The 25598-nt window shown below is 61.7% G+C and carries 25 protein-coding genes; 12 read left to right on the top strand and 13 right to left on the bottom strand.

Going from position 1 to position 25598, the window contains the following annotated elements; genetic code table 11:
• Positions 1 to 67: 67 nt before the first annotated feature.
• The gene (gene bcsD, locus OH764_RS28170; protein ID WP_027775990.1) at positions 68 to 523 is read right to left on the bottom strand and encodes a cellulose biosynthesis protein BcsD; all 456 of its coding nucleotides are present in this window, start codon (positions 521 to 523) and stop codon (positions 68 to 70) included.
• A gap of 590 nt (positions 524 to 1113) precedes the next feature.
• Here bcsD and OH764_RS28165 point away from each other — a divergent pair.
• Entirely contained in the window at positions 1114 to 3447 is a 2334-nt protein-coding gene (locus OH764_RS28165; protein WP_498849376.1) for an EAL domain-containing protein, read from the top strand.
• A gap of 62 nt (positions 3448 to 3509) precedes the next feature.
• Here OH764_RS28165 and OH764_RS28160 read toward each other — a convergent pair whose 3' ends face one another.
• Both OH764_RS28160 and OH764_RS28155 read right to left on the bottom strand, forming a co-directional pair.
• A complete protein-coding gene (locus OH764_RS28160) occupies positions 3510 to 3653 on the bottom strand; it encodes a hypothetical protein (RefSeq protein ID WP_167455775.1) in 144 nt (47 codons plus the stop codon).
• A gap of 62 nt (positions 3654 to 3715) precedes the next feature.
• Positions 3716 to 4006: a hypothetical protein gene (locus tag OH764_RS28155; protein WP_498849375.1), complete on the bottom strand. Its 291-nt coding sequence runs from the start codon at positions 4004 to 4006 to the stop codon at positions 3716 to 3718.
• A gap of 330 nt (positions 4007 to 4336) precedes the next feature.
• Here OH764_RS28155 and OH764_RS28150 point away from each other — a divergent pair, with 330 nt between their 5' ends.
• Positions 4337 to 5443 carry a 2-methylaconitate cis-trans isomerase PrpF family protein gene (locus OH764_RS28150; protein WP_498849374.1) on the top strand — a complete coding sequence of 369 codons (1107 nt, stop codon included), beginning with the start codon at positions 4337 to 4339 and terminating at the stop codon, positions 5441 to 5443.
• Positions 5444 to 5504: 61 nt separating this feature from the next.
• On the opposite strand, the gene OH764_RS28145 is transcribed toward OH764_RS28150, so the two are convergent.
• Together OH764_RS28145 and OH764_RS28140 are read right to left on the bottom strand one after the other, a co-directional pair.
• Positions 5505 to 6827, bottom strand: coding sequence for a LysR family transcriptional regulator (locus OH764_RS28145; protein WP_498849373.1), 1323 nt, complete (start codon positions 6825 to 6827; stop codon positions 5505 to 5507).
• Positions 6824 to 7525 carry a GntR family transcriptional regulator gene (locus OH764_RS28140; RefSeq protein ID WP_498849372.1) on the bottom strand — a complete coding sequence of 234 codons (702 nt, stop codon included), beginning with the start codon at positions 7523 to 7525 and terminating at the stop codon, positions 6824 to 6826. Before OH764_RS28140 ends, OH764_RS28145 begins: the two co-directional genes overlap by 4 nt.
• Positions 7526 to 7923: 398 nt before the next feature.
• Between OH764_RS28140 and OH764_RS28135 the strand changes: the two genes are divergently transcribed.
• From OH764_RS28135 to OH764_RS28120, 4 genes are all read left to right on the top strand, one after another.
• On the top strand, positions 7924 to 8769 hold the full coding sequence (locus tag OH764_RS28135) for a class III extradiol ring-cleavage dioxygenase family protein (RefSeq protein ID WP_498849371.1): 846 nt from the start codon (positions 7924 to 7926) through the stop codon (positions 8767 to 8769).
• Positions 8766 to 9125 carry a protocatechuate 3,4-dioxygenase gene (locus OH764_RS28130; protein WP_498849370.1) on the top strand — a complete coding sequence of 120 codons (360 nt, stop codon included), beginning with the start codon at positions 8766 to 8768 and terminating at the stop codon, positions 9123 to 9125. The genes OH764_RS28135 and OH764_RS28130 overlap by 4 nt, the downstream gene beginning before the upstream one ends.
• A gap of 109 nt (positions 9126 to 9234) precedes the next feature.
• Positions 9235 to 10578 (top strand): MFS transporter, encoded by a 1344-nt coding sequence (locus OH764_RS28125; protein ID WP_498849369.1) that lies wholly within the window; start codon positions 9235 to 9237, stop codon positions 10576 to 10578.
• 276 nt (positions 10579 to 10854) lie between these two features.
• Complete coding sequence (locus tag OH764_RS28120) at positions 10855 to 12324, top strand: alkaline phosphatase family protein (RefSeq protein WP_498849368.1); 1470 nt, start codon at positions 10855 to 10857, stop codon at positions 12322 to 12324.
• Positions 12325 to 12369: 45 nt separating this feature from the next.
• Here OH764_RS28120 and OH764_RS28115 read toward each other — a convergent pair whose 3' ends face one another.
• A complete protein-coding gene (locus OH764_RS28115) occupies positions 12370 to 14736 on the bottom strand; it encodes a DNA polymerase II (protein WP_498849367.1) in 2367 nt (788 codons plus the stop codon).
• 185 nt (positions 14737 to 14921) lie between these two features.
• On the opposite strand from OH764_RS28115, the gene OH764_RS28110 reads away from it, so the two are divergent.
• Entirely contained in the window at positions 14922 to 15347 is a 426-nt protein-coding gene (locus tag OH764_RS28110) for a PRC-barrel domain-containing protein (protein ID WP_020066394.1), read from the top strand.
• A gap of 151 nt (positions 15348 to 15498) precedes the next feature.
• On the opposite strand, the gene OH764_RS28105 is transcribed toward OH764_RS28110, so the two are convergent.
• A complete protein-coding gene (locus OH764_RS28105) occupies positions 15499 to 16509 on the bottom strand; it encodes a DUF2891 domain-containing protein (RefSeq protein ID WP_498849366.1) in 1011 nt (336 codons plus the stop codon).
• 346 nt (positions 16510 to 16855) lie between these two features.
• Between OH764_RS28105 and OH764_RS28100 the strand changes: the two genes are divergently transcribed.
• A complete protein-coding gene (locus tag OH764_RS28100; RefSeq protein ID WP_498849365.1) occupies positions 16856 to 17059 on the top strand; it encodes a hypothetical protein in 204 nt (67 codons plus the stop codon).
• Positions 17060 to 17105: 46 nt separating this feature from the next.
• On the opposite strand, the gene OH764_RS28095 is transcribed toward OH764_RS28100, so the two are convergent.
• Both OH764_RS28095 and OH764_RS28090 read right to left on the bottom strand, forming a co-directional pair.
• On the bottom strand, positions 17106 to 17357 hold the full coding sequence (locus tag OH764_RS28095; RefSeq protein WP_498849364.1) for a type 2 periplasmic-binding domain-containing protein: 252 nt from the start codon (positions 17355 to 17357) through the stop codon (positions 17106 to 17108).
• Between the two features lie 51 nt (positions 17358 to 17408).
• Positions 17409 to 18560: an MBL fold metallo-hydrolase gene (locus OH764_RS28090; RefSeq protein ID WP_498849363.1), complete on the bottom strand. Its 1152-nt coding sequence runs from the start codon at positions 18558 to 18560 to the stop codon at positions 17409 to 17411.
• 83 nt (positions 18561 to 18643) lie between these two features.
• Between OH764_RS28090 and OH764_RS28085 the strand changes: the two genes are divergently transcribed.
• Positions 18644 to 19258: a TetR/AcrR family transcriptional regulator gene (locus tag OH764_RS28085; RefSeq protein WP_498849362.1), complete on the top strand. Its 615-nt coding sequence runs from the start codon at positions 18644 to 18646 to the stop codon at positions 19256 to 19258.
• A gap of 442 nt (positions 19259 to 19700) precedes the next feature.
• On the top strand, positions 19701 to 19859 hold the full coding sequence (locus OH764_RS28080) for a hypothetical protein (protein ID WP_498849361.1): 159 nt from the start codon (positions 19701 to 19703) through the stop codon (positions 19857 to 19859).
• 112 nt (positions 19860 to 19971) lie between these two features.
• Here OH764_RS28080 and OH764_RS28075 read toward each other — a convergent pair whose 3' ends face one another.
• Both OH764_RS28075 and OH764_RS28070 read right to left on the bottom strand, forming a co-directional pair.
• Positions 19972 to 20415, bottom strand: coding sequence for a cupin domain-containing protein (locus tag OH764_RS28075; protein ID WP_498849360.1), 444 nt, complete (start codon positions 20413 to 20415; stop codon positions 19972 to 19974).
• 108 nt (positions 20416 to 20523) lie between these two features.
• Positions 20524 to 21486 carry a LysR family transcriptional regulator gene (locus OH764_RS28070; protein WP_498849359.1) on the bottom strand — a complete coding sequence of 321 codons (963 nt, stop codon included), beginning with the start codon at positions 21484 to 21486 and terminating at the stop codon, positions 20524 to 20526.
• A 164-nt stretch (positions 21487 to 21650) separates the two neighbouring features.
• Here OH764_RS28070 and OH764_RS28065 point away from each other — a divergent pair, with 164 nt between their 5' ends.
• Complete coding sequence (locus OH764_RS28065) at positions 21651 to 22256, top strand: peroxidase-related enzyme (RefSeq protein ID WP_498849358.1); 606 nt, start codon at positions 21651 to 21653, stop codon at positions 22254 to 22256.
• Positions 22257 to 22279: 23 nt separating this feature from the next.
• On the opposite strand, the gene OH764_RS28060 is transcribed toward OH764_RS28065, so the two are convergent.
• Positions 22280 to 23530, bottom strand: coding sequence for an MFS transporter (locus tag OH764_RS28060; RefSeq protein WP_498849357.1), 1251 nt, complete (start codon positions 23528 to 23530; stop codon positions 22280 to 22282).
• A gap of 143 nt (positions 23531 to 23673) precedes the next feature.
• On the bottom strand, positions 23674 to 24600 hold the full coding sequence (locus tag OH764_RS28055; RefSeq protein ID WP_498849356.1) for a LysR family transcriptional regulator: 927 nt from the start codon (positions 24598 to 24600) through the stop codon (positions 23674 to 23676).
• Positions 24601 to 24863: 263 nt separating this feature from the next.
• On the opposite strand from OH764_RS28055, the gene OH764_RS28050 reads away from it, so the two are divergent.
• Positions 24864 to 25592, top strand: a complete 729-nt coding sequence (locus tag OH764_RS28050; protein ID WP_498849355.1) for a thioredoxin domain-containing protein — start codon at positions 24864 to 24866, stop codon at positions 25590 to 25592.
• Positions 25593 to 25598 lie beyond the last annotated feature (6 nt).

The raw sequence follows: 25598 nt of genomic DNA, 5'->3' as shown, positions 1-25598 counted from the left end.
ACCTGACTGCCCGTTGCTGATCGCGCACCGGTCCTGCGCGCAGCTCGGCCCTGGCCTGTTATGGCTTTCACGCTACATGACGGCCGAGACGGAACTCGAGCGCCGTGTCTTGCGAATACTCGCTGGTTTGTGCGACCGACAAGCCTTGCGCGCCAAGCGCGCTCAACCAGGTCTGATACGCGCCTTCCAGGAATGCCGGGGTCCACGCGAGCGCGTCGTTGCCGAACGCCGGCAGCGGTGCGCAATAGTGAACGATGCGTAGCGACTCGGAGTCGTCGGCGAGTTCGACATATCCCCAATCGATTTCCTGCCAACGCTCGTTCAGGGTCCGCTCAAGGTCTGTAGTCGAGTCGCAGGCAGGCAGCGGATGGGCCGCAGCAAAACGACTTCCCACGCGGTGCATCAGTTGACGCAATTCATCGCGGCCGATCTGCGCCTCGAACTCCGAGGCCAAGGCGCAAAGCATGCCCCGCCATTGCGGCGACATCTGGCGTTCGAGAAGGTAATCGAGGATTGGAACCATGTTTTCTGGAAAATGGCCGTCGATGCCAACTGGCTAAAAAGGACCACGACGACCGGGTGCAGGGAGAGTGCTCGCATGACTCGCGCATGGCGGCGTAGGCTAGTTTTACCGGTTTAACCAGGCGCTTCCGCACACTTTGAAGCAGTCTACTTAAGACATTAACTTTTAGCCACTTTCGGTCACCTGGCCGATACGTGCGAACCCTATGCTGCATACAGAAGGACCACGAAGCATTGCGACTTCTGGCATGACTTCGTGGCACGCAAACGACTGTTGCGCTCACAACTTCCAGTGTATTAACGGCCACTTCGTTCACTGTATTGAGGTTCTTCACCTTTCTTTTTCTGCCGGCGTGCGTTTTCGCAAACGGATTATTTCTCGTCGGAATAAATTTCCGGTCGCGGAGTATGATCGCCGAGGCCAAAACATCGGGATTCAACGCGCGGGTGCGGCCCAACCGCTGCGTCGCTCTTAATTCAGCGAGCGCCCGGGTATTTATTTCCGGATATTTTTGGAAAGGCTCAACATTCGTCAGAGGTTTGCCGATATACATGGATAGAGTGACCGGACCTGCCCTGTAGCCCATCCTTATGCTCCTCACTTCGCCGCAGCACTCATCCGATGCCAGTCTGCGCGAGCGCTTTCACCGGCGCTCGCTCGAACATCAGCGTCCGCTGTCGACCGTGACAATGGCGTTCACCGTCGTTGCGTTCCTCTCTCTCGTCGCGGCGCGCGCGTTTGTCGGCGGACCGGCGGTGCCGCTTGCGTACCGTCTTGGCTGCGCACTCGTGCTGGCTCTGCTGGTGCTGGCCATCCCGCGCGCGAAGTCGACGTGGACCTTCGGGGCAATCGGCGTGGCGTTTTCGCTCGCGCTGGTTGGCGGACTCGCGCTGAATGTTGTGGGCTTGCAACAGCCGCTACTTTGGACGCTGCCGGCGATGGTCGTGATACCGGTTTGCGCCGCGCCGCTCTGGCTCACGCCAACGCATTTCTTCGTCGGCAGCGCGCTCTTTTATGCGGCAGCGATCCCACTGCTACCCGGCGCGCCGCGCACGGCCGATGTCGACATCGTCATGTGGATGTGGATCGCGGCGATCGGCTTGCCGACCTCAGTCGTGTTTCATTTCGGCTTCTACCAGTTCCGACGCAATCACTTCCTGCTGGAGGACCAGTTGGCTCAACTGGCGGCCACCGATCCACTGACCGGCCTGCAGAACCGCCGCGCGTTCGTCGCCCACGCGGAGCGGCGGCTCGCCGACGTGGCGCAGGGCGGGGAGGTTAGCGCGATCTTTCTGGACATCGACAACTTCAAGTCGTTGAACGACCGGTTCGGTCATGGAGTGGGCGATCTTGCGTTGCGCGAGGTCGCGCAAGTGCTGCTCGACGGAACCGGGGGCACAGACAGCGTGAGCCGGATCGGCGGCGAAGAATTCGCCGTATTGCTATGCGACGGACTTGCCGGCGCATTGCGCCTCGCCGAGCGGCTGCGCGTCGCAATTGCCGCGATCGAGCGCCCGGACGGCAATCTGACTGCAAGCTTCGGCGTGGCCGAACACCGCAGCGGCGAAAGCATCATGGTGCTGCTCGACCGCGCCGATGAAGCGTTGCTGCGCGCCAAGCATTCGGGCAGGAACCGCGTGTGTTCGGAGCGTCCGCTGCCGCAGGCACCGCTGCAATCGCTGATCGAAGACGCCTGTGGCGCGGCGGGCTCAGCGGGCACTCGGTATCGATGGGAAGACTATTACCTTACCTCTCATTTTCAGCCGCTTTTCAGCTTGTCGCATCAGAAGCAGGTGGGTTTCGAGGCGCTGCTGCGGGGCGAGCTTGACGACGGCACGCTACTGCCGCCCGCCGCGCTGTTCGCGCCGAAGCCGTCCAACGACGAAGGCGTGCTCGACCGCGCGAGCCATGCCGTGCACCTTGCCAACGCACGCGCGTCGCTGCCCGCGGACGGCTGGCTGTTCCTGAACATTCTGCCGGCCACGTTCGTCGCCGACGGCTATGCGGATGACCTCGCCGCCATCGTGCGAAGGGTGGGGCTCGCGCCGCAGCAGGTGATTCTGGAAATTCTGGAGTCGCACGGCGGCAGTGTCGGCGAGATGTCGCGTGCGGCGGCGCTGTACCGCGAACACGGTTTCCTGATTGCAGTCGACGACTTCGGAGCCGGTCAGTCGAACCTCGACCGGCTGCTGCGCATCCGTCCGGATATCGTCAAGCTCGACGGCGAACTGATACGCGCGACGGGCCACGGCACCGGACAGCCGATCTTGCCGAAGCTCGTGTCGCTGTTGCATCAGGCCGGCATGCTGGTGGTAGTGGAAGGTGTGGAAACGACCGAGGAGCTGATTCTCGCCGTCGAATCGAACGTGGACTTCGCGCAAGGCTATCTGCTTGGGCGGCCGGCAGCGCAGATCGCTTCGCCTGGCTCAGTGCATCTACGAATTGACGATGCTTTCGACGTGATCGCGCAGGGCCGTGCGCATCAGCATGCGCTGTTCGAATCCGTGGTCGAGCCGTACCGCTTGGCGTTGCACGAGGCCGCGGACGCGTTGCGTGCCGGCTTAGCCATGGATCGCGCGTTCTCTTCTCTGGCGACGTTCGAGCGTTGCGTGAGCTGCTTTATTCTCGACGCTTCCGGACGCCAGCTCGGTCCCGAAGTGCCGGGGCCGGCGTGGAGCATGGAAGGCGCTTCGCTGCATCCGGTGGCAAACCCACGCGACGCACGCTGGGATCATCGACCGTACTATCGCAATGCAGTGCTGTTGCCGGGTGTCGCGATCGCCAGCAATCCATACCTTTCGCTAGCGAGCGGCAGGCCGTGCATCGCGGTGACGCTCGCTGCACAGTTCTCGGACGAGCGTTCGGTGATCGGCGTCGAACTCGACTGGTCGGCGCAGGGTTTGCCCTGGCCGGCAAGGGAATAACAGCACTCAAGCTGCGCCGTGCAACGATCGTTCACCGCAATGCATCGAGCCCCGCCGAGCCCTTATTCGGCGATTGAGAAGCGCGCCGGACGGCTTTGTGTCGACTTCTTGGGGCGCTCGACGCGCGCCGTGGCTCCGCGGATGAACAGCACCGCGCAGAACGCAACCATTGCCCAGATGCAGAGAATTACCGTCAAAGCGCTCATTTCTTGTCTCGAAGATTGGAAACCGCGGTTATTGCTGTCGGCCTTGTTTTATTAAGGGCCGGTCAGTGCATCGTGGGCTGGCCGGCTTCGCCGGAAACAAGCTCGTCGATCAGACGCGTGGTCAGACCCAGTTGCTGTTCCAGCGACGCGCGCGCTGCCTGTGCCGCTGCTTCGTCGCCGCGCGCCGCAGCATTGTACGTCTGCGTTGCGAGGCGCAACACATTTTGCGAAGCAATGTGCAGGCCGTGCATGGTTTGCGCATCGGAGTCGGGCGCAGGGTTGGTCCATTCGGCCGTTCCCGGCTCGGGCAGGTTTTCGTCGAACGGGCGATTCTGGCGATGATGGGAAGACATCTGAAGCTCCTGACGCAATTGGCACAATGTCAGTGTGCGCTGGGCGGCTGAGCTTCAATTGGTCGAATAGAAGGCGGTTTTGAAGCCAATCCGCGGTGATGGGTAAACGCGCGCATTTCGTATGGAGAAAACGGTTTCACGAGGACGTTGCGTCAACGCATGCCCGCAGGCGCCGATTCCTGCCATTCCACGCGGCTTGCGACGAGGCTGCAGACAGCCGGTAGGCCTCGCCGATAAACAGATTGGATGGACTTACGGGCCGCTTTAGGTGCTGTGCCGTTGTCATCGAAAACTACAATGACAGCCGCCTATTAGCGATGGAGACCCGCGATGCCCAGTCCTACCCAGACCCGCATCCCCTGCATGATGATTCGCGGCGGAACGTCTAAAGGCGCGTTTTTCATGGCGTCCGACTTGCCCGCCGATCCTGCCGAACGCAACCGTGTGCTGCTCGCGGTGATGGGCTCGCCCGATCCGCGGCAGATCGACGGCATCGGCGGTGCAGATCCGCTAACCAGCAAGGTCGCGATCATTTCTCCATCGTCGCGCGAGGACGCCGACGTCGACTATCTGTTCGCGCAGGTCGTCGTCAACGAGGCGCGTGTCGATTTCGGCCAGAACTGCGGCAACATTCTCGCGGGCGTCGGGCCCTATGCGATTGAACGGGGACTCGTCAACGCTGAAGACGGCAGCACGCACGTGGCCATTCACATGGTCAACACGCGGCAGATCGCGGTCGCGACCGTGCGCACGCCGGGCTTGCGCGTGACGTATGAAGGCGACGCGCGCATCGACGGCGTGCCGGGCGGCGCCGCGCCGATTCCGCTCGAGTTCCGGGACACCGCCGGCTCGACATGCGGCGCGCTGCTGCCGACGGGACGACTCAAGGACACCGTGGAAGGCGTCGAACTGACATGCATCGACAACGGCATGCCGCTCGTGCTGATGCGAGCGCGCGACCTGCAACGCACCGGTTATGAAACGCGCGAAGAACTCGACGCAGACGACGAACTGAAGGCGCGCATCGAAAAAATCCGGCTTGCCGTGGGTCCGATGATGAACCTTGGCGACGTCAGCGCCCGAACGGTGCCGAAGATGTGCCTCGTCGCGGAGCCGCGCAACGGTGGCACCATTTCCACGCGCAGTTTTATTCCGCACCGCTGCCATGCATCGATTGGCGTGCTTGGCGCAGTCAGCGTGGCGAGGGCAGCGGTGTTGCCCGGCACGGTGTGCGACGGCATTGCGAAAGTGGAACTCGAAGGCGAACGCAAACGGGTTTCCGTCGAGCATCCGACCGGCGAGTTCACTGTCGAACTTACGCTCGGCGGCGAGCCTGAGCGGCCCGAAGTGCTGAGCGCGGCGTTATTGCGCACCGCGCGCTGGCTGTTCGACGGTGTGGTCGGCATTCCTTCCTCGGTATGGGAGCCGCAGGTCTAGCGACGGATACGACCGTGGTCCTCGCTGCAGGTCGTCATCGGGCCGTCACCGCAAGCTGCCGCTAACTTGCCGCGGCACTGACTGTGCGCGTGAGCTCGACCACCGACAGACGAATTGCGTCGATCAGCGCCCGAGCCGCCGGCGAGGGCGTACCTGCCGCGCGCATGGTCAGCCCGATCTCGCGCCGCGTGTTGTGCAGCGGCACCTTGAGCACTGCGAGTTGCCCCGCTTGCACCTCGTAGTGCAACTGCTGCGCGGACAGCGCCGCCACCATGTCGGTGCCAAGCAGCAGGCCGCGAATCACGGCGAGGTCCGCGGTTTCGACCGTGGGCAGTGGCGGTTTGATTTTCATCCGCTTGAACTGGGCTTCGAACAGCGCTCGCGCGGGCGCGTGACTGCGCGGCAAAATCCACTGCGCGTCACGCAGATCCGCGATGCCCGGCTCATGAGCGCGCGTAAGCGGATGATCGCGCCGCACGAGAAGCACCATGTCTTCCGACATCAAGCGCTCGTTCCTCAGGCCGCTCGTCGAGTCGTTCTCGCGCAGCGCGCCGAGAATGAAGTCGATGTCGCCGGCTCTCAATCCCGCGACCAGCGCTTCATACGCGCTTTCGTCGGTGACTACCCGCACGCCCGGATTGTCCGCGCTCATTTTCGCGATCGCTTTGGGAAGGATCAGCGTGCGCCCGAGCGGCAATGCGCCGACCGTCACCGCGCCCCGGATATTGCCGCGCAGGGCGGCGATATCGTCGGGCACGTGACGCAATTCGTTCAACGCGCGCCGCACGTGCAGCAGAAACGTTTCACCTTCGGCGGTGAGCAGAATGCCGCGCGGGCTCCGGTGAAAGAGGCTCAGTCCCGAGCCGCTTTCGAGCACGCGGACCGCGGTGCTGACGGCGGGCTGACTGATGCCGAACGTTTTGGCCGCGCTCGGCATATGACGGTGCCGTGCAAGCGCAACGAAAATCTGCAGCCGACGAGTATTCAGCAGATAGGCCGGCAGTGCGCCTTCAGCAGCAGGGCGGCGGCGCGCCTGCCGCGCGGCGCACCATTGTGCAAGCTCTTCGAGTTCTACGAATATCCGTTCACAGCGAAGCAGCACCGCCCGGCCAACGGGGGTGGGCAGCATGCCCGAAGGACCGCGATCGAATAGCGGTTCTCCAACTGCCGACTCGAGTTCCTGAACCGAGCGCGTCACCGCCGATTGAGCGCGAAACAGTGCGGCGGCCGCACGCGTTGCACTGCCCATGTCCGCGACAAGGCGGAAGGCGCGCAGTTGCGCGAGATTGAGCAGGTCCTTGCTGCTTGCGGGCGCCGTGGCCTTCGCGGGCGCTTTGCCGGGCGCGTCGTCTCTGACGGCAACGAGCAATGCGTCGCGCGTCATGCGGCGCCCGCGATCAGATGCAATGCCGGCAGCGACAGATTCAGACTTTCCTTCGATATGTGCGTGTGCTCTTTCATCAACGCTTCGACGCGCGCGCCTTCGCCTTTCTTCAACGCGTCCGCGATTGCGTAGTGCTGTCGGTGCGCGTACATCAGCATCATGAATTGACGCTCGCGTGCGGCTTCGTCGAATGCGATGGTGGAGGGCGAGACGAACGGAATCTTGTCGTTCAGACTCAACGCTGCGCTCACCGCTGTGTTCTGCGCTGCCTCGATGATGAGCGAATGAAAGCGCCCGTTCATCGCCGCATAGCGCACGTCGTCGCCGGGTTGAAGGTTGCCGTTGCGGAAGATGTCGTCGCCTTCACGCAGGCAGTCGTCGAGCGCGGTGGCGAGTGCGATGCCCACGCCGCTCTCGGCGACCGCACGCGCGGCGAGACCTTCGAGTACGCCGCGCACGTCGATTGCGTTCAGCACGTCGCGTACGCTGAAGCGGCGGACCACATAGCCGCGCGCGCCGGAACGATCGAGCAGTCCTTCTGAAGACAGCACACTGAGCGCATAGCGCAGCGGCGTACGTGATACGCCGAGCGATTGCGCGAGTTGCGCTTCGACAAGGCGTTGGCCCGGCGACAGTTCTCCTGCGAGGATCTTCTCACGTAAGGTCAGAACAATAGCCTGCTGTGTCGTTTCGTTCATAGTCATCTGCTCATTGGACGTCGTCCAGTATAGCCACGCAAAACGCGCAGCACCACGGCAGAGATGCACCTTGCGAGTTGGTTTCAGAGGCATCTATTTTGTTTATCGATAGCTTTCGACCAAACTCGCTGAAAAATGCTGCGCACGGGAATTGGGATACAAACAGGCCCAAGCAGAGGGCGGCTTTCAGGGCCGATGCAGTGCACCGTTGACCTGTAATGTCTTGCAAATAGGCAGCAATTCATCTGCTAGCGGTCGTTCACCCGTACTTCCTAAAATGCTGCGCAACTCTTATCTTGGTATCCCAAGAGGAATACGGGAAGGTGTTCAGCCTTCCTGCAACGTATCCGATTGACCCGCAGCAATTGCGCAGCATGAAGCAACGGAAGACAAACGAAATGGCAAGGATCATTGGTGGCATCGGCACCTCGCATGTGCCGACTATCGGCATGGCGTACGACAAGGGTAAGCAGAACGACCCCGCATGGGCGCCGCTCTTCAAGGGCTACGAGCCGGTTGCGAGCTGGCTCGCCGAGCGTAAGCCGGACGCTATGGTGATGTTCTACAACGACCACGCGAACAGCTTCTTTTTCGACTGTTATCCGACATTCGCGCTGGGCGTGTCGGGCAATCATGAATTCGCGGACGAGGGTGCGGGCAAGCGTCCGCTTCCGGATATAGCGGGCCATCCCGATCTTGCGATCCACATTGCCGAGCAACTGGTGAACGACGAATTCGACCTCACCATCTTTCAGGACCGTCCGCTCGATCACGGCTGCAATTCGCCTCTCTCGTTGATGCTGCCTCATGCCGGCGGCTGGCCGCTTGCGCTGGTGCCCGTGCAGGTCAACGTGCTGCAGTATCCGCTACCGGCCGCGAACCGCTGCTATCGCCTTGGCCAGGCATTGCGCCGCGCGATCGAATCGTATGAAGAAGACCTCGACGTGGTAGTGGTCGGCACGGGCGGTCTTTCGCACCAGGTGCACGGCGAGCGCAGCGGCTTTAACAACACCGAGTGGGACATGGAGTTCCTCGACCTGATCGTTCATGAACCGCAACGCCTCGCCGCGATGAAGCATGTCGATTACGTGCGCCTCGGCGGCGCGGAAAGCGTCGAAACGATCATGTGGCTCGCCATGCGGGGTGCGCTCGGTCCGAAGATCCACGAGTTGCATCGCAACTACTACCTTGCAACGAGCACCGCCATGGCCGTGACGATTTACGAAGACGAGGTGGCGCAATGAATCCGCAACTGATCGGCGTCGAAGAACTAACGGGCACGTATCCGTTCGACATCCGCCAGAGCATCAAGGCGATGCGCCTGAACCGCTTCTTCTGGCAGATGCGCGAGGCGGCAGCGCGCGCACTGTGGCTCGAAAATCGTCAGGCGGCGTATGACAAGGCAGGTCTCACGCCGCAGGAACGCACGCTCGTCGACAACGCCGACTGGATCGGCCTGATCCGCTACGGCGTGTGCTTCTTCGTGCTCGAGAAATTCGCGCGCGTGGTGAAGATCACCAACCTGGGCATGTACGCAAGCATGCGAGGCGAAACCCTCGAGGCGTTCCTGAAGACGCGCAACGTGCCCGAAGCCGTTTAGCGCGCAGCACCTGAGCCGCGCGCTGGCGGCTACTTTAATTTCGATGCAAGAACAAAACCCGGCTTCCACGGAAAGCCGGGACGGGAAACTATTTTCTTCGGAGACATGCATGAAATCTGCAGATTCAGTCGACATCAAGGCGTTTATCGACGCACGAAAGGTGTCGCCCTACCAATGGCTCGTGCTCGTTCTGTGTTTCCTCATCGTCATGATGGACGGCCTGGACACGGCCGTGCTGGGCTTCGTTGCGCCCGTCATCATGCACGACTGGAATGTGAGCCGTACCGCGTTCGGCCCGGTGATGAGCGCTGCCATGGTCGGCCTCGCGGTCGGCGCTTTGGCTGCGGGCCCCGTTGCCGATCGCATTGGACGCAAGAAGGTGCTGATCGCTTCGGTGTTCTGCTTCGGCTTTTTCAGCCTGATCTGCGCATTTGCCGAGACGCCTGTGCAACTCGTCGCGCTGCGTTTTCTCACGGGTCTCGGCCTCGGCGCGGCCATGCCGAATTCGACCACGCTGCTCTCCGAATATGTGCCGTCGCGCAATCGTTCGCTGCTGCTCACGATCATGTTCACGGGCTTCAATTTCGGTTCCGGCGCGGGCGGCTTCGTCGCGGCTTCGCTGATTCCGCACTACGGCTGGCGGGCGGTGTTCGTGTTCGGCGGAAGTCTGCCGATCGTGAGCGTGCCGCTGCTGCTTTGGCTGTTGCCTGAATCCGCGCGTCTGATGCTGGTGCGCAAACTGCCCGCCCAACGTATCGCGGTGACGCTCGGGCGCGTATGCGGCCACGAATTCAGCAGCGACGTGCGCTTCACGGCGCCTGAACCAGTGCTCGCAGCCAAGGCGCCTGTGCGGATGCTGTTCGCCGACGGCTACGCATTCAGCACACTGATGCTGTGGCTTACCTATTTCATGGGACTGCTTATCATTTATCTGCTGACGGGCTGGCTGCCGACGCTGATCAAGGATGCCGGTTTGCCCGTCGAACGCGCGGCCGCGATCACCGGCATGTTCCAGTTGGGCGGCACTGTCGGCGCGGTGGCGGTGGGCTTCGCGATGGACCGTCTGGATCGCAACGGCGTGATCGGTGCGGCCTACCTGCTGGGCGGCGTATTTATCTTCGCGCTCGGCATGGGGACGCTCAAGTCGAGCCTGCTGCCGGTTCTCGTTACGTGTGCGGGTTTCTTCATGAGCGGCGCGCAGACGGGCTTGAATGCACTGGCGCCGAGTTGCTATCCGACCCGGGCACGGGCGACAGGCGTGAGCTGGATGCTCGGGTTCGGGCGCCTCGGCGGGATTCTGGGTTCGCTCGTGGGCGGCGCGCTGCTGTCGCTCGGGTTCAGCTTCGAGGCAGTGTTTTCGGTGCTGGCGGTGCCCGCGCTCATCGCGGCCGTTGCAATCGTGATGAACCGGCTTGCGCTGCGCTTCATCAGTAGTCCGGTTGCCGACGCATAAGCCCTGAACCTCGGGCGTTGTGAAGGCTTGTGGCCCGCCGCTGTTCCCGGTCGTGCCGCATCTCTCGGCTCTAGCGCTGCGTGGGTATATCACTCACCATTTCCATTGCGCGCACAACCTGTTGCCGTGTGAGAAGCCGGACTGTGTTGTCAGCACGGCTTCTGCTTTTCGCGGAACGCTAATTGCTTCTTCGTTGCACGAAATCGCCTGGCGGTAAGAATCCGCCGCGCGAATTCTTCCGCGAAAACAGCAAGCAGCTAACAGAGGGAGACGATCATGACGACCAGGCCAACCAATCCGCCCGATGCGGGCCGCCGCAAGGTTCTTGCCGCGCTGGCAGGCTCAATCGCACTATCGGCGTGTGGAGGAGGCGGTGGAGGCGGTAGCAGCGGCGGCTCAGGAGGAACGCCGGCCGTCGGTACGATTCCTCCCGGCCGGGCGAATCTGCCGCGTCCCGCGCTACCCGATCCGGCTACCTCGGGCATCGACCACGTGGTGCTCGTCACAATGGAAAATCGCTCGTTCGACCATCTGCTTGGCTGGGTGCCCAATGCGGAAACTGCACAAAGCGGTCGAAACTTCGAAGATGCATTTGGCGAAACTCACACGCCGTTCTCGCTCCCCTCGAATGCCGCCTATGGCTTCCAGGCCTGCTCGTTCGCCGACCCCAATCACTCATACGACGCCGGACGCGTTCATCTTGCCAATGGCGCAATGAATGGCTTTCTGCTCACGCCGAACACGAGCCTTATGCGCGGCGACCTGTTGCCGATTGGTTATTTTCAGGCGGCAGACCTCGAGTTCTATCGCGGCGCGGTACCGCAGTACACCGTCTGCGACTACTACATGAGCGGAATTCTCGCCGACACTTATCCGAACCGTATCTATCTGCACAGCGGTGAAACAGACCGCTTGTCGGACACGCTCGACACGTCGTCGCTGCCAACGATCTGGGATCGCCTCGACGCGAAAAATGTCTCGTCCACCTATTATTTCCACGACGTGCCGTTCACCGCGCTCTACGGTACGCGTTACGTGGGCCGCTCGAAGCTCTTTGCCAACTTTCTCTCCGACGCAGCCGCGGGCACCTTGCCGTCGTTCTGCATGGTCGAACCGAGCTTTGGCGGCGAGGCGCAGGGCACGTCGAACGACGACCATCCTCACGCGGACGTGCGCAACGGCCAGGTACTGCTCGGCCAGATCTACGATGCGCTACGCACCAGCCCCAACTGGAGCAGGACGCTGATGATCATCGTGTATGACGAGTGGGGCGGCTTCATGGAACATGTCGCGCCGCCCGTGAAGCCGGTGTCCGCCGCCGAGGCCGCACTCGGCAACGACGGCCGGCTCGGTTTTCGCGTGCCCTGCATGCTGCTCGGACCGCGTGTGCGCGCCAACTACGTATCGCGCTATCCGTTCGACCCGAGCTCCATTCACCAGTTGCTCGCATGGCGCTTCGGTCTGGATCCACTCGGCGTGCGCGCGAGCGATTCGACAACCTTCAACCTGGCGTATGCGCTCGACTTTACCGACGCCGCGCGCACCGACGCGCCGGCGATCGCGGTGACGCAAGGCACCTTCGGCTCCGCCTGCTCGAATCTATCGACGGCGACTTCGGGCGCGAGCGGCATCGAGCAACTCGACAAGAGCCAGACCGTGCCCAACACTGCGATTAGTGCGCCGGGTGGCCGTTTTGCCGAGTTGCGAACCAAAGCGGACGCGCTCGGCTTCCCGGCACCGCAGTAAGCCTGAATGATATGGCTTGCCCGACTTTACGCTGCTGGCACCGCGTCAGAACAACTGTTTCTGCCCGGACGTCAGCCGCGTAAAGTCGTCGCGCAGCAGCGGCAAGATTGCGTCTGCAACAGGTTGCAATTGGCGCGTCAGATAGTGCTCGTAGTCGATGGCCGAGCGTAGCGTTTCGAGCGGCTCGGGTCCGGCGATCGTCATGACGTAGCTGATCCAGCCGCCGTTCTGATATTGCAGCGGACGACCTTGCCGGCGGTTGAATTCGTCGGCGACACGCGCTGCGCGCACGTGAGGCGGCACGTTGCGCTCATAGTCGCCAAGCGGTCTGCGCAAGCGCTTGCGATAGACGAGCTGATCATCGAGCTTGCCTGCGAGCGTATCGCGCACATAGTCGCGCACGTAGTCCTGATACGGCTGCTGTGTGAAGATGCGCCGATAGAGCTCCTGCTGAAACTGCTGCGCGAGCGGCGTCCAGTCCGTGCGCACCGTTTCGAGCCCTTTGTAAACGATCTCTTCGCTGCCGTCCGGCAAAACAGTGAGCCCCGCGTACCGCTTCTTGCTGCCTTCTTCGGCGCCGCGAATGGTCGGCATGAAGAACCGCCGGTAATGCCGCTCAAATTGCAGTTCGAGTGCGCTATCGAGCCCGAAACGCCGTTGCAGATCCTGCCGCCACCATGCGTTGATATGGTCGACAAGCGTTCGTCCAATGCGGCTCGCTTCTTCTTCGCCGTGCGCGTGCTTGAGCCAGACAAAGGTCGAATCCGTATCGCCGTAAATGACTTCATAACCTTCGGCCTGAATCAGCTCGCGCGTGCGGTGCATGATTTCGTGGCCGCGCATCGTGATCGACGACGCAAGCCGCGGGTCGAAAAAGCGGCAGCCGGTCGAGCCGAGCACGCCGTAAAACGCATTCATGATGATCTTCAATGCTTGCGAGAGCGGCTTGTTCTGCTCGCGCTTCGCTGTCTCGCGGCCTTGCCACACCTGGCTCACAATCGACGGCAGGCAATGGCGCGTGCGAGAGAAGCGGGCGCCGAGAAAGCCCGGCACCGATTGATCGTCGGCGGGATTGAGGATGCCTTCTACCAGTCCGACCGGGTCGATCAGAAACGTGCGAATGATGGACGGGTACAGGCTCTTGTAATCGAGCACTAGCACCGAATCGTAGAGTCCAGGGCGCGAGTCCATGACGAATCCGCCGGGACTTGCGGCGCCCGCCACGTCGCCGAGATTAGGTGCGACATAGCCTTGCCGATGCATTCGCGGCATATACAAATGCGTGAACGCCGCAACTGAACCGCCGCTGCGATCGGCAGGCAGGCCGGTTACGGTGGCGCGTTCCAGCAGAAACGGCAGCAGTTCGGTTTTGGCGAAAATGCGCGTGACGAGCTCGCAATCCTTCAGGTTGTACCGGGCGAGTGCCGGTTTGTCCTCGTCGAAGCGGCGCTGGATTTCATCCATGCGCTGATAAGGATTGTCGATAGCTTTGCCTTCGCCCAGCACGGCGCGCGAAACGTGTTCGAGACTAAACGACGGGAAGCTCCACGTTGCGGAGCGTAACGCCTCGATGCCGTCGATGATCAGTCGCCCCGCGGCGCCCGCGAAATAGTGGTTCTGCTTGAGGCCGTGTTCGCGCCATTCCATCGCGGCGCCGCCACGTCCGAGCCGAAGCGGCAAGCGGTACTGTTCGGCGTGCTGCTGGAGTACACGCAAATCGAACTGCACGAGATTCCACCCGATAATCGCATCGGGATCGTGCCGCTCCATCCACGTATTCAACTTTTCGAGCAACTGTGCGCGCGTTTCGCAGTATTCGAGGTCGAAGTCGAGTCCACTCGCGTCGCCGTTCGGCGGCCCGAGCATATACACCTGACGCTGCCCACAACCTTCGAGTGCGATCGAGTAGAGTTCGGCGTGAACGCTCGTTTCAATATCGAGCGACACGAGTTTCAATGAAGGACGATAGTCCGCTGCCGGTTTCAACTCGCCATTCACGAGCGCGCCGTCGCGCGCATGGTCACCGCTGAACGTGACCGGCGCGGTGATGAAACGCTCCATCATGTAGCGCTCGGGCGGAAAAATGTCGGCTTCATAGACGTCGACGCCGCCTTGCTTCAGGCGCTTTTCGAAGCCGGTCAACTGACGATATTGCGGACAATACAGTCCCATCACGGGCCGATGATGAAAGTCGCGCAGTTCGAGTGAACGCAGATCGAGCGGCGCTTCGCGACGCAGAATGGTTTCGGCGCGCTCGCGCTGTTCAGCGGGAATGAATGCAACCGATGTTTGATGGCGCAGACGGATATGACGAGGCCCGCCGTCCGTTGCCAGCCAGAAATCGACTTCGGTACCGGCGGGTGTGTCCCGCCAGTGCCGCGTCAAGATGAAACCCTGTTCAAGCTCAGTCAAACTCACCACCTCGGAAACAGCGCGTTATCGCCCGATGCGATTTTACCGCCCTGTCTATGTGGCGCGCTCCGCCCCTGTGTCACCGAGCATGCAGCCGGGCGTCGCACCCGGTATGATGCTTTCGCAGCGTTTCGTTCGGCGCGGTGATGCGCCGGTCAAATCTTCTAAGAAAGGGAGTAAATAGAATGACTTTGGGCAAACTTCTGGTGGCTGTGGCGGTAGCTGCAACGAGCTTTGGCGCGCAGGCGCAAGTCGCCGGCACGCAACCCCTGAGTGTCACCGTCGAGCAGTCCAATGCGCTGCTGAACGGCTGGAGCGTGAAGAAGAGCATTCTTGGCAAGGCTGTGTACAACGACCAGAACGAGAAGATCGGCTCGATCCGCGATCTGGTGGTCGCACCGGACGGCTCGCTTTCAGCAGCAATCGTCGCTGCGGGCGGCTTCCTTGGCGTTGCGTCGCATGACGTAGCGGTGCCTATTGCAGCACTCGACATTCGCTCGGGAAATTTCTATCTGGCCGGCGCGACGAAGGCAGCCTTGAAGGCAACGCCGGAATTCCAGTACAACAAGGTCCAGGCGCCGGCGAAGCCGAAGAAGCTGTCGACGCAATGATGCAGGTGGCGGTGGATTCGTGGGCTTTTCCAAGAAGCCCGGCATGAGGCGCGCGATTTGCAGCCCGATTTTGTAGCCTGATTTGTAATCCGATTCGTCGCCCCACCGCAGATCTGATTTGCAGGCCGGACATAGCCGGCCTGTACTCAACTCATGCTTCCAGTGCGAGCGTAGCGAACGTGCCCAGCCAATGCTCGCCCATGTAGTCTCCCGCCACGTGAGGCAGTGCGCTTTGCAAATGCCGCTCCGCCGAATCGAACAACACTGCGCGCCGTATGTCTTGCGCCGGTAGCGCGCGAGCCAGCGAGCGTTGACACCATGCGCGGCTCAGATTGAGGCCGTCCAGGTGAGCAATCTTGCCGTCGGTGCGATCAGTGACGGTAACCGGTTCAAACAGCGTCGCGGGCTTTTTCGCACCCAGCTCGGGCAGAAAGCGGCCGAGCCAGTCGACGAACTGAGCGGGCGGCAAAACACGCCGCATCAACTCCGCTTCCATCAGCGAAGGGGACAGAAACTCGTCACCCGCGGGCTCCCACGCCTGGCACCCTACGTCGTGCAAAAACCAGCGCTCCGCGGTACTGACAATCAGCGCTTCAAGCTGGCTATGTGACGTTTGCCGCGCGAAATCCAGCGTGAGTGCAAGCGCGAACGCCATGTTGAAATGCGTGCCGACGCGCAACGGATAAGTGGCTTTGGGAAGGAACGTCTGGAAGCGTTCGACGAAAAGCTCCGTTAGTGGCGCGAACGTTTTTGCCCACCGCGCGGCCTCCGACAGCTTCAACGAATGCAACTGCGCGCTGAGCGCGAGCAGCCATGCCCAGCCATACGGACGCTCGAAGCCCAGGTTGTGCGGCAAGTCCAGATAAGCGCGCTCGCCGGCCACGTTTGCCGCGGTGAAGTGCTCGTCGACCACAGCGACGATACGTGCTGCTTCCGGCAGGTCCGGAAAGCGCTCTATTAGATGAAGAACCAGCCAGTAGCCGTGCACGCACGAATGCCAGTCATAGCTGCCATAAAAGATCGGATGCAATGCACGGGGGCTTTTGACATCTTCGGGACCGGCGAGCGAATGCGTGAGTTTGTTCGGGTATTCGCGCGTGAGGTGGGCGAGCGCAAGGTTGGCGAATTTCGAAGCGAATTCGCGAGTGAGCAGGGCAGTCATTAGCAGTTCCTCGAAGGCGGAATACGAACAGGCTACTAGTATCGTATTGGCGGCCGACAATAGCAAAGCGGCAAGCGTCGCCGGCCACCAGATGCCCTCTGGGCAATTCCGTCGCTACGGCCGGATTGGCGCGATGTTGGCGTTTGCGGCCGCGAACAGGAGGCAATTGCCGTTAAAGCGGCGCTTAAAATTTGAACGTTGATCGGGAGGGGCGAGAGCCGAAAAGGACGGCCGAGCGTTGTTCATTTCGAGTTCTTTGCGCGGCTCTCCTGCTCCGTATGCGCGTGCTATGGTCGCTTTCCAGAATAAGCAATGCGCTGATCACACGAAGATGGAGCAGTTCTTTATGCGGCGTACTAGTGCCGTGAATTTCCTGCTGGCGCGCCGGCGCGTGTGCCTCGACAAGATTGCGGCCGCAACCAGCGACGACGTGCAACGCCAACGCGAACTGGAGTTTCTCGAGCGCCTCGTACTCGACGTTCGCGCAGGCCGGCTCAGTACATTCGAATTGACCCACGCAAAAGCGGTTGCCGTGGTAATTACGGATTAGCGATCTAAAGTACTGCAAGCGCTATGGCGAAGACGTCTCTCTTTTCTTACCTGCTGCGCATGGCGCTGTAGAGCGGCGATGCCCGCTCTTCGAGCATTGCAATCGCCCGAACCGCCAGTTGCGACAACGTATGCTTACTGCTCGTCGCAATAGCAAGGCGGCTGAATAACGTCGGCTCGGTAATGCGTGTGACGCTAAAGCGCCGTTTGAGCGCGTCGCTCACGGTTGCGTTGAGCGGCACCACTGCGTAGCCGATGCCTTCGCTGACCAGGCCGAGAATGGCGTGGGCATCCAGCATACCTTCTGAAGGGGCAGCGGAAGTCCGTTGAATGGACCTCCGCACGCTGCCTCAGGAGTTCGCCCGGCCCGCGCGGTTGCATGAGAAGAGGCGTGCGAATGAACGCGCGAGGAAGCCCTGCGATGGCTGCGGCGCCTTAACCGGCTCAACGACATTGCGCCACCAACGCTCGCCTCGATGCGGCGCGGCGAGGTCTAGCCGCTGGCCCATGCGCGGCGTCGAAAGTGCGATGCCACGCGCGGCGGCAAGCCCGAGCACTCGTTCGAATGGCTCATACCATCTGTGCATCGCCAGATCGAACGTGCCGTTATGGATCGGCACAAGCAACTGGCCGCGCAAGTCGATATGCGCCTGAACGGTGTCTTCGGGCTGCATGTGGACGTGAGGCCATTGCGCGTCGTACGCGCCCGTTTCGACGAGCGTCACGTTGAATGGACCCAGGCGTTCGCCGATGGTTCTGAAGCCGTCGAAGTAGCCGGTGTCGCCGCTGAAAAACACGCGCAGATCTTCGTGGACGATGACCCACGACGCCCACAGCGTGCTGTTGCCGTCGAACAGGCTGCGTCCCGAGAAATGCTGGGCCGGCGTTGCCGTGAATGCGATGCCGTCAATCTCAACGCTTTGCCACCAGTCGAGCTGGCGCACCTTGCTCGCGTCAATGCCCCAGTCGATCAGCCGGTCGCCCACGCCGAGCGGCGTGACAAACACCTTCGTCGTAGTGGCCAGCGCGCGCACCGTTTCCCGATCCAGGTGATCGTAGTGATCGTGCGAAAGAATCACGCCGGCAAGCGGCGGCAAATCGGCAAGCGCGATGGGCGGCGCATGAAAACGCTTCGGGCCAAGACGCTGGAACGGCGATGCACGTTCCGCGAACACCGGATCGGTCAGCCAGAAACGGCCACGCAGCTTCAGCAGCACCGTTGAATGACCGAGCCGGTACAGGCTGCGGTCCGGCGCTGTATCGAGTTGCTCCCGCGTCAACGTGTCGACAGGCAGTGCGCCGGCCGGAACGGTCCCCTGCGGCTTGTTCAGCAGCACATTCCACGCAATGCGCAAGGTTTTGCCGAATCCTTCGACGGGACGCGGCTTGACGTTGCGAAAGCGCTCGCCGTCGTGCTGCGGGGACAACCCGGAAAGCTCACGCCCGCGCTTCGCAGCGGTGAAACCGAGTACACGGCCGATCGAATCGATGAGCGCTGTCATGTGTGACGTCCTGACGTGGAAAGTAGACTGGGTAGTGTAATTTATAATCTCAAAAAGTAAACCACTCGATGTAAAATTTCTGGATGGACCCAAGCCTCACTCATCAACGCCTGACCGATCGCAAGCGCGTCGCCGTGGTTTCCGCGGCTATCGAAGAATTTCTCGCGGCCGGCTTCGACGCGACCAGCATGGACCGCATCGCCGCGCGCGCAAACGTCTCGAAGCGGACCGTCTACAACCATTTCCCCAGCAAGGAAGCGCTCTTCGCGGAGATATTGCGGCAGTTGTGGGACGCAAGCCATTCGGGTGAGGCGTTCGCTTATCGGGCGGCGGCGCCTTTGCGGGAGCAGTTGATCGAACTGTTGATGCGCAAGCTCAGGCTGATGAACGACGAGGCCTTCGTGGCGCTGGCGCGCGTAGCTATCGCCGCCGGTATCCATTCTCCGGAACGCGCGCGCGATATGGTGGCGCGCCTTGGCGAGCGCGAGGAAGACCTGACTGTGTGGATCCGCGCGGCAGCCGCCGACAAACGTCTGCGGATTTCAGACCCCGTATTTGCCGCGCAGCAGTTGCAGGGTCTCGTGAAGGCATTCGCTTTCTGGCCGCAGGTGACAATGGGGCAGCCGCCGCTGGGCAGTGCCGAACAGCAGGCAATCGCGGACTCAACGGCCGATATGTTCCTCGCGCGCTATGCGTGAATGCCGATCCGATCGAGGAATGCGTTTCGTGCGTCCTGAAACTGCGTCTTCAACTTCTCACAACGGGCGCAAGTCATGCATGTGTAATCGATATGCGTGGGCGTCTCTTCCCTGAACTGCGAAGTCCTAAGCAATGTGGCGGCCTGTGCGAGCGTGCGCAGGCAATCGTGCAGTGAAACCGATGGTTGCGGCGACGCGCATGGCACTTGAACGCTGCCCGTTTTTTACATGTGATTGCAAGTTGTACTAGGGCAAACGGTCGTGTTTTATCACTGTGTCGAGTTCGCATGCGGATAGTGGGTCAGGTTCTCTTGCGTTCGCGCTTGCAGTGACCGACGCCCGCACGTTTTGTCGAAGTCGTGGTTCTTTTTTGCCGACGATGAAACGTGCGACGCGCCCGATCCGTGAGGAGATGATGATGGAACCAGTGCTCAGGAAGGTAATGACCGCCGTGTTAATCGCGGCGCTGGCAGGCGGCACCGTGGGGTGCAAGCGCTCGGGCTCGAACGACACAGCCGGGACCGCGGGTACAGGCGGGCCGGCTGCCATGAGCAGCGGCGCGGCGGCACCCATGGGCGGTGCATCGGCTGCGAGCCAGTAAGCCGGCACCGCAAGCATTCGCTTCGCGATACCGCGGCATTTCCGCGCGACTCATTTGCAATGGGGTCGCCGTGTGGCCCGTTGCGCATCGCATCGCTCCGATGCCCACGCCGTCATGCGTCTGGTAGAAGAGGCTCGCGCTCTGCATCTCCGGCAGGGTCATAGGGCACGACACGTTCGTGCTCGTCCGGCTGATTGCGCGCGACTATCGCTCTTGCTGCGAGTGTGTCGTCCAGATTGAACGGCTGATGCGGCATGCCCGGAGGAATAAAAAGGAAATCGCCGGCTTCGGTAATGACCGACTCGCGCAAACCGGGACCATAGCGTGTTTCGACTCGCCCTTCGAGCATGTAAATCGCCGTTTCATAGTCGGCGTGACAATGCGGTTCCGCATGGCCGCCGGGCGGCACGACGACCATGTACATCGACAAACCCGCTGCCCCAGCCGTGCCTCGCGAAATGCCGACAAAATACGGCAAGCGCTGGCTTGTCGTGATCGCCTCGTCCGGGCGAACCCTGACGACGGTTTGCTGTGCGTCGTGCAAAACGTTTGACATGGCGGCTCCTTGGCAACAGCGGGAAGGTGAAGGTTCGTCGTGGTCCGCGTTGTGAAGTGAAGTCTAGGCGATAGATACGCCGCTTTCGAACCTGGAGCGGAGCGTTTATCAGGTTCGCGATGCGCGTTTCTGCCTGCTGCGCGGCATGGCTTTCGCGCTCAGCATGTCCTTGTCTCGCGCCAACGCCGCGCGCAAACGCGGCACCGCGAAATCAATGAAACTGCGCGTTTTAAGCGGCAATTTTCCTTGCCCCGCATGCATGATGCTCACGGGTGTGGGCTCCGGTTCGAAGCTGCGCAGCACCAGTTTCAGCTTGCCTTCGTCGACGGCTCGCGCCGCCTGATACGACAGCACGTTGGTCACACCGACACCCGCAATGGCGGCATCGATGGCCGCCTCCGCCGTATTCACCGTTAGCCGCGCGTGAATCGGAACCGCTTCGGGCGGGCCGCTGCTCGTGGCGAAGTTCCACACGTCGCCCGAAGGCAGCGAATCGAAATTCACGCACGAAAAGCTCATCAGATCGGCGGGTGTTTCGGGCTCGCCAGCCTGCGCGAGGTAGTGCGGACTCGCACAAGCCACGCGGGTCACCGTGCCGACCTGCGTCGCGACCATGCTGCTGTCGGGAAGTTTGCCGATGCGCAGCGCAACGTCAATATGGTCGTCCAGCAGATGCAAGTTGCGGTCGGCGAGCACGAGCCGCACTGCTATGTCGCGAAACGTCGCGAGAAAATCACTGACGATGGGCAGCATATGCAGCCGCCCGAATACGATGGGCGCCGTCACGACGAGTTCGCCGCGCGGCGTGCTGTACTCGCCCGCCGCGGCGCTTTCCGCTTCGCTGACCTGCTCGAGAATCTGCTTGCACGCGGCGAGGTAGGCTACGCCCGCTTCGGTCAGCGTGAGCTTGCGCGTGGAGCGTACAAGGAGACGCGCGTTCAGATGCGCCTCCAGTTCCGCGACTTTGCGGCTGACGGTGGGCAGCGGCATACGCAGCTTGCGGCTCGCCGCGGAGAAACTGCCTGTCTCAGCCGCGGCTACCAGAATCGACATTGCTTCAAGACGGTCCATGAATCCGCGCGCTCATCGAATGTGAATCGATGGAAAATACCGGATTGCAGCTACTTCTGGAAGAGCGTGGACGCGGTTATGCGAAACGGGCTCGCGCTACGCCCGGCTAATGCGCGCGAGCGCTACAATCGTCATGACATAAAGCACTATAACGGAGACACAGCATGGCCAATCTTCAGCCAATCAGCCGCTACCCGGTGCCCGATCCGAGCGAATGGCCCGACGACATCAGCGCACGCATTCTCGAAGTACAGCAAAAAGCCGGGTTCGTGCCCAATGTATTTCTGACGCTTGCGCATCGGCCCGATGAGTTTCGTGCGTTCTTTGCGTATCACGATGCATTGATGCTGAAAGAGGGCGGGCTCACGAAAGGCGAACGCGAGATGATCGTGGTCGCCACGAGCGCGGTGAACGATTGCCTCTATTGTGTGGTTGCACACGGCGCGATTTTGCGCATTTACGAAAAGGCGCCGTTGCTCGCGGATCAGGTTGCCGTGAACCACCGCAAGGCGGACATTACCGCGCGGCAGAAAGCCATGCTCGACTTTGCGCTGAAGGTATGCCGCGAATCGGGCAGCGTCGACGATGCCGACTTCCAGACGTTGCGAGAACATGGGTTCACGGACGAAGACATCTGGGACATTGCCGCGATTACCGCGTTTTTCGGCCTGTCGAACCGCATGGCCAATGTGATTTCAATGCGCCCCAACGACGAGTTCTATCTGATGGGGCGCGTGCCGAAAGCCGCTTCCGATTCACCGCAGAAATAGACCGCTAACTGCTTATGCAGTGCTTATGCGCTCGCCGGTTCCGAACGCAGTGCGGGCGTGTGCAGCGCGGTGTCGTCAATCGGAAAGTGCAGCAATGCGGCGACGAGACCGCTCGCTACGGTCGCTTGCCACAGTAGAGAGTACGAGCCCGTCAGGTCGAAGACCACGCCGCCCAGCCACGCACCGAGAAACGATCCGATCTGATGGCTCAGAAAGCAGACGCCGAACAGACTCCCGAGATGGCGTGTACCGAATACTTTCGCGACGAGGCCGCTCGTCAGCGGAACAGTGCCGAGCCAGGTGAGGCCCATGACGGCCGCAAATACGACTACGGTCAGCGCACTTTTCGGCAGCAGAAAGAATGCGCCGATCGTCACGCTGCGAATCAGGTAGAGCCAGCCAAGCACGTAATGCTGCCGGAACCGGCCGCCTAACCAGCCGCAAGCCCAACTGCCGATCATGTTGAACAAGCCGATCAGTGCAAGAGCGGTCGCGCCGAGTCCGATGGGCATATGGCATAGCGACAGATAGCCGGGCAAATGCGTGGCGATGAACGCAAGCTGAAATCCACAGGTAAAGAACCCGAGTGTGAGCAACCGGTATCCGCGATGTTGCGCGGCTTGAGCAAGCACGTTGCGTAGCGGCGCCAGCGGCGGCTCGGAAAGCGGTGCCCCGGTTCGTGCGCGGCGGTCCAGTACGATGCCGAGCGGAGCCACCATCAGCATCAGGAAAGCCAGTGCGAATAGCGACGTGGCAATGCCTGCATTGAGCCTGATCCCTTGAACGAGCGGGACCATCAGTACCTGCCCGGCGGACCCTCCTGCGCTGACGAGACCCATCGCCATGCTGCGTTTTTCCGCCGATGCCACGCGGCCGACCGCCGGCAACACGACGCCGAACGTGGTGCAACTTACGCCGATGCCCACCAGCAAGCCCATGCCGACGATCAGCATCGGCCCGCTCGGCGCGACGGCCGAGAGGCCGAGGCCCGCCGCGAAAGTCGTCGCGCCGAATGCGACGACCGGCGCGGAACCATAACGGTCCGCTGCCGCGCCCGCGAACGGTTGCGCGAAGCCCCACACGAGATTGTGCAGCGCAATTGCGAACGCGATCAGCGTGACGGGCAAACCTCGATCGAAAGAAAACGGCCCTATGAATAGCCCGAACGTTTGCCGGATTCCCATTGCCGCGCTGAGAATGAGCGCGGCGGCGAGAATGACGAGTGTCGTGTGATTGAACGCGGGCGCAATGCGTTTGCTGTTGGCGGTCGACATGGTTCTGTTCTCCTTCGACACAATGGTCGCAGCGAGCGTCGCAAGCAGCAAAAGAAAAGTTTTTGACGACAGGTGAGCGCCGTTCACCTGTGCGATTGAACGGGGCGCGCCGATCGGCGAGATCGGGCGAGCATCAATAGCCTCTATTGCGGTGCGTGCGCGCCAACGCTCGAGTCGCACGAAGACTGCGCGGCCTCTGCGAGCATCCACTGCCTGAAGTCGAGTAGTTCCGGCCGACGTTGCGCGTCCTCCGCGCTGACGAGCCAGTAGGCGGTGGACGAAGCGATCGTACTGGAAGCCGCCTCGACCAACGCGCCGCTCACGAGGTCGCGATCCACCAACGGCCTGCGACCGAGCGCAACGCCGAGCCCCATGCTTGCAGCTTCAAAGGCGAGTTGGATCGTGTCGACATGCAAGCCGTCGCTGGGATCGACGCCTTCCATGCCGGTGGTTTCGAGCCATGCCTGCCAGTCTTCGCTCGCGGCGTTCACGTGAATCAACGTCGCCTTGCCCAACAGCGGCGTGCCGTGCGCGTCGCGAAGCGACTCCAGATAGGCGGGGCTGCATACAGGGACGAGTTGCTCTCCAAAGAGCCGGGTCCACGCCGTGCCTGCGACAGGCGCGCGGCTCATGCGGACCGCGAAATCGAATCCGTCCACAGGAAAGCCGACCTGGCGGTGCGATGTATCGACCGTGACATTCACGTGTGGCCAGCGCGCCCTGAAATTCTGCAGACGCGGCAGCAGCCAGCGGGACGCAAAGGTCGGGGCGCAACTTAGGGCGATGGGGCGGTTCGCGCGATGGTTCGGCAGACGCTGCGTGCCGATAGCAATCAGCGAAAACGCTTCTGACACGTATGACAGATAGTCCGCGCCGCTGGCAGTGAGCGAAATGCCACGAGGCTCGCGCACGAAGAGTTCAACGCCTAGCGTCTGCTCCAGACCGACGATTCCGTGACTGACCGCACTCGGCGTGACGTTCAGTTCGGCGGCGGCGAGCTTGAAACTTTGATGCCTGCCGGCTGCTTCGAAAAACCGAAGCGCGGGCAAAGGCGGTAGACGAAGCGGCATGTTTTGCATCTCCCCTGGCGGCGCAGCGCGGGCAGGGCCACGTGGCTGCTGTTTCGCGACAGCATACCGCGTCGCGCCGGTCGCAACGCGTACCGTTTCGCTGCGGTGCGCAAAGGCCCGCGCGAATGCGGTGCGGAAAATGCAGTGTGGAAATGTTCTCGCCGGCTGTCGATTCACCGCGGCCTCGATCGTCGTGTATACGGGTGGCGGTGTACGGAACGCTCGCTACCCGTTGGTCCTTTTCCTCGACAGGGAGATTGCACATGACCGAATTGAACGAAGCAGCATCAACCCTCAAGCCGGCCCGCGAACTTGCGGACTCGCCGCGCCGCTTTCCCGGCGAAAGCGCGGAATATCGCCGCGCGCGCAATGATCTGCTCGCCGAAGAAATAGAACTGCGCCGTCATATCGAACGTGTTGCCGCGCAGCGTCGCGCGTTGCCGCCGGGCGGCATCGTACCGGAGGACTATCGCTTTGAAGGGGAGAGCGGCCCCGTTTCGCTTTCCGACATGTTCGGCAGGCACGATACGCTCGTCACATATAACTGGATGTTCGGTCCCAGGCGCGAGCGGCCTTGCCCGATGTGTACATCGCTTCTGAGCGCCTACGACGGCGAAATGCCCGACATGCTGCAACGTGTTGCGTTCGCGGTGATCGGCCGCTCACCGATAGAGAAGCTCGTCGCCTTCGCGAAAGAGCGAGGCTGGCGTCATCTGCAGTTGTATTCGTCGGCGGGCAATACTTTTAATCGCGACTATGCGGGCGAAGATCCGGATGGCGACGACGTTCCCGCGTTCAACGTATTCACGCGGTCCGGCGGTACGGTACGGCACTTCTGGGCAGCGGAGATGGGTCCGTGGACGGCCGACCCCGGGCAGGACCCGCGCGGCGCACCCGACGTGATGCCTCTTTGGACCGTGCTCGACATGACGCCCGGCGGTCGGGGCAGCGACTGGTATCCGAAACTCGAGTACAACACCGCGCTGCGTTAGCTCTGG

This window comes from Burkholderia sp. M6-3, from assembly GCF_050858985.1.
Lineage (GTDB): Bacteria > Pseudomonadota > Gammaproteobacteria > Burkholderiales > Burkholderiaceae > Paraburkholderia > Paraburkholderia caledonica.
Note: the sequence above shows the minus strand (reverse complement) of the source record. Positions and strands in the feature narration are given on the sequence as shown.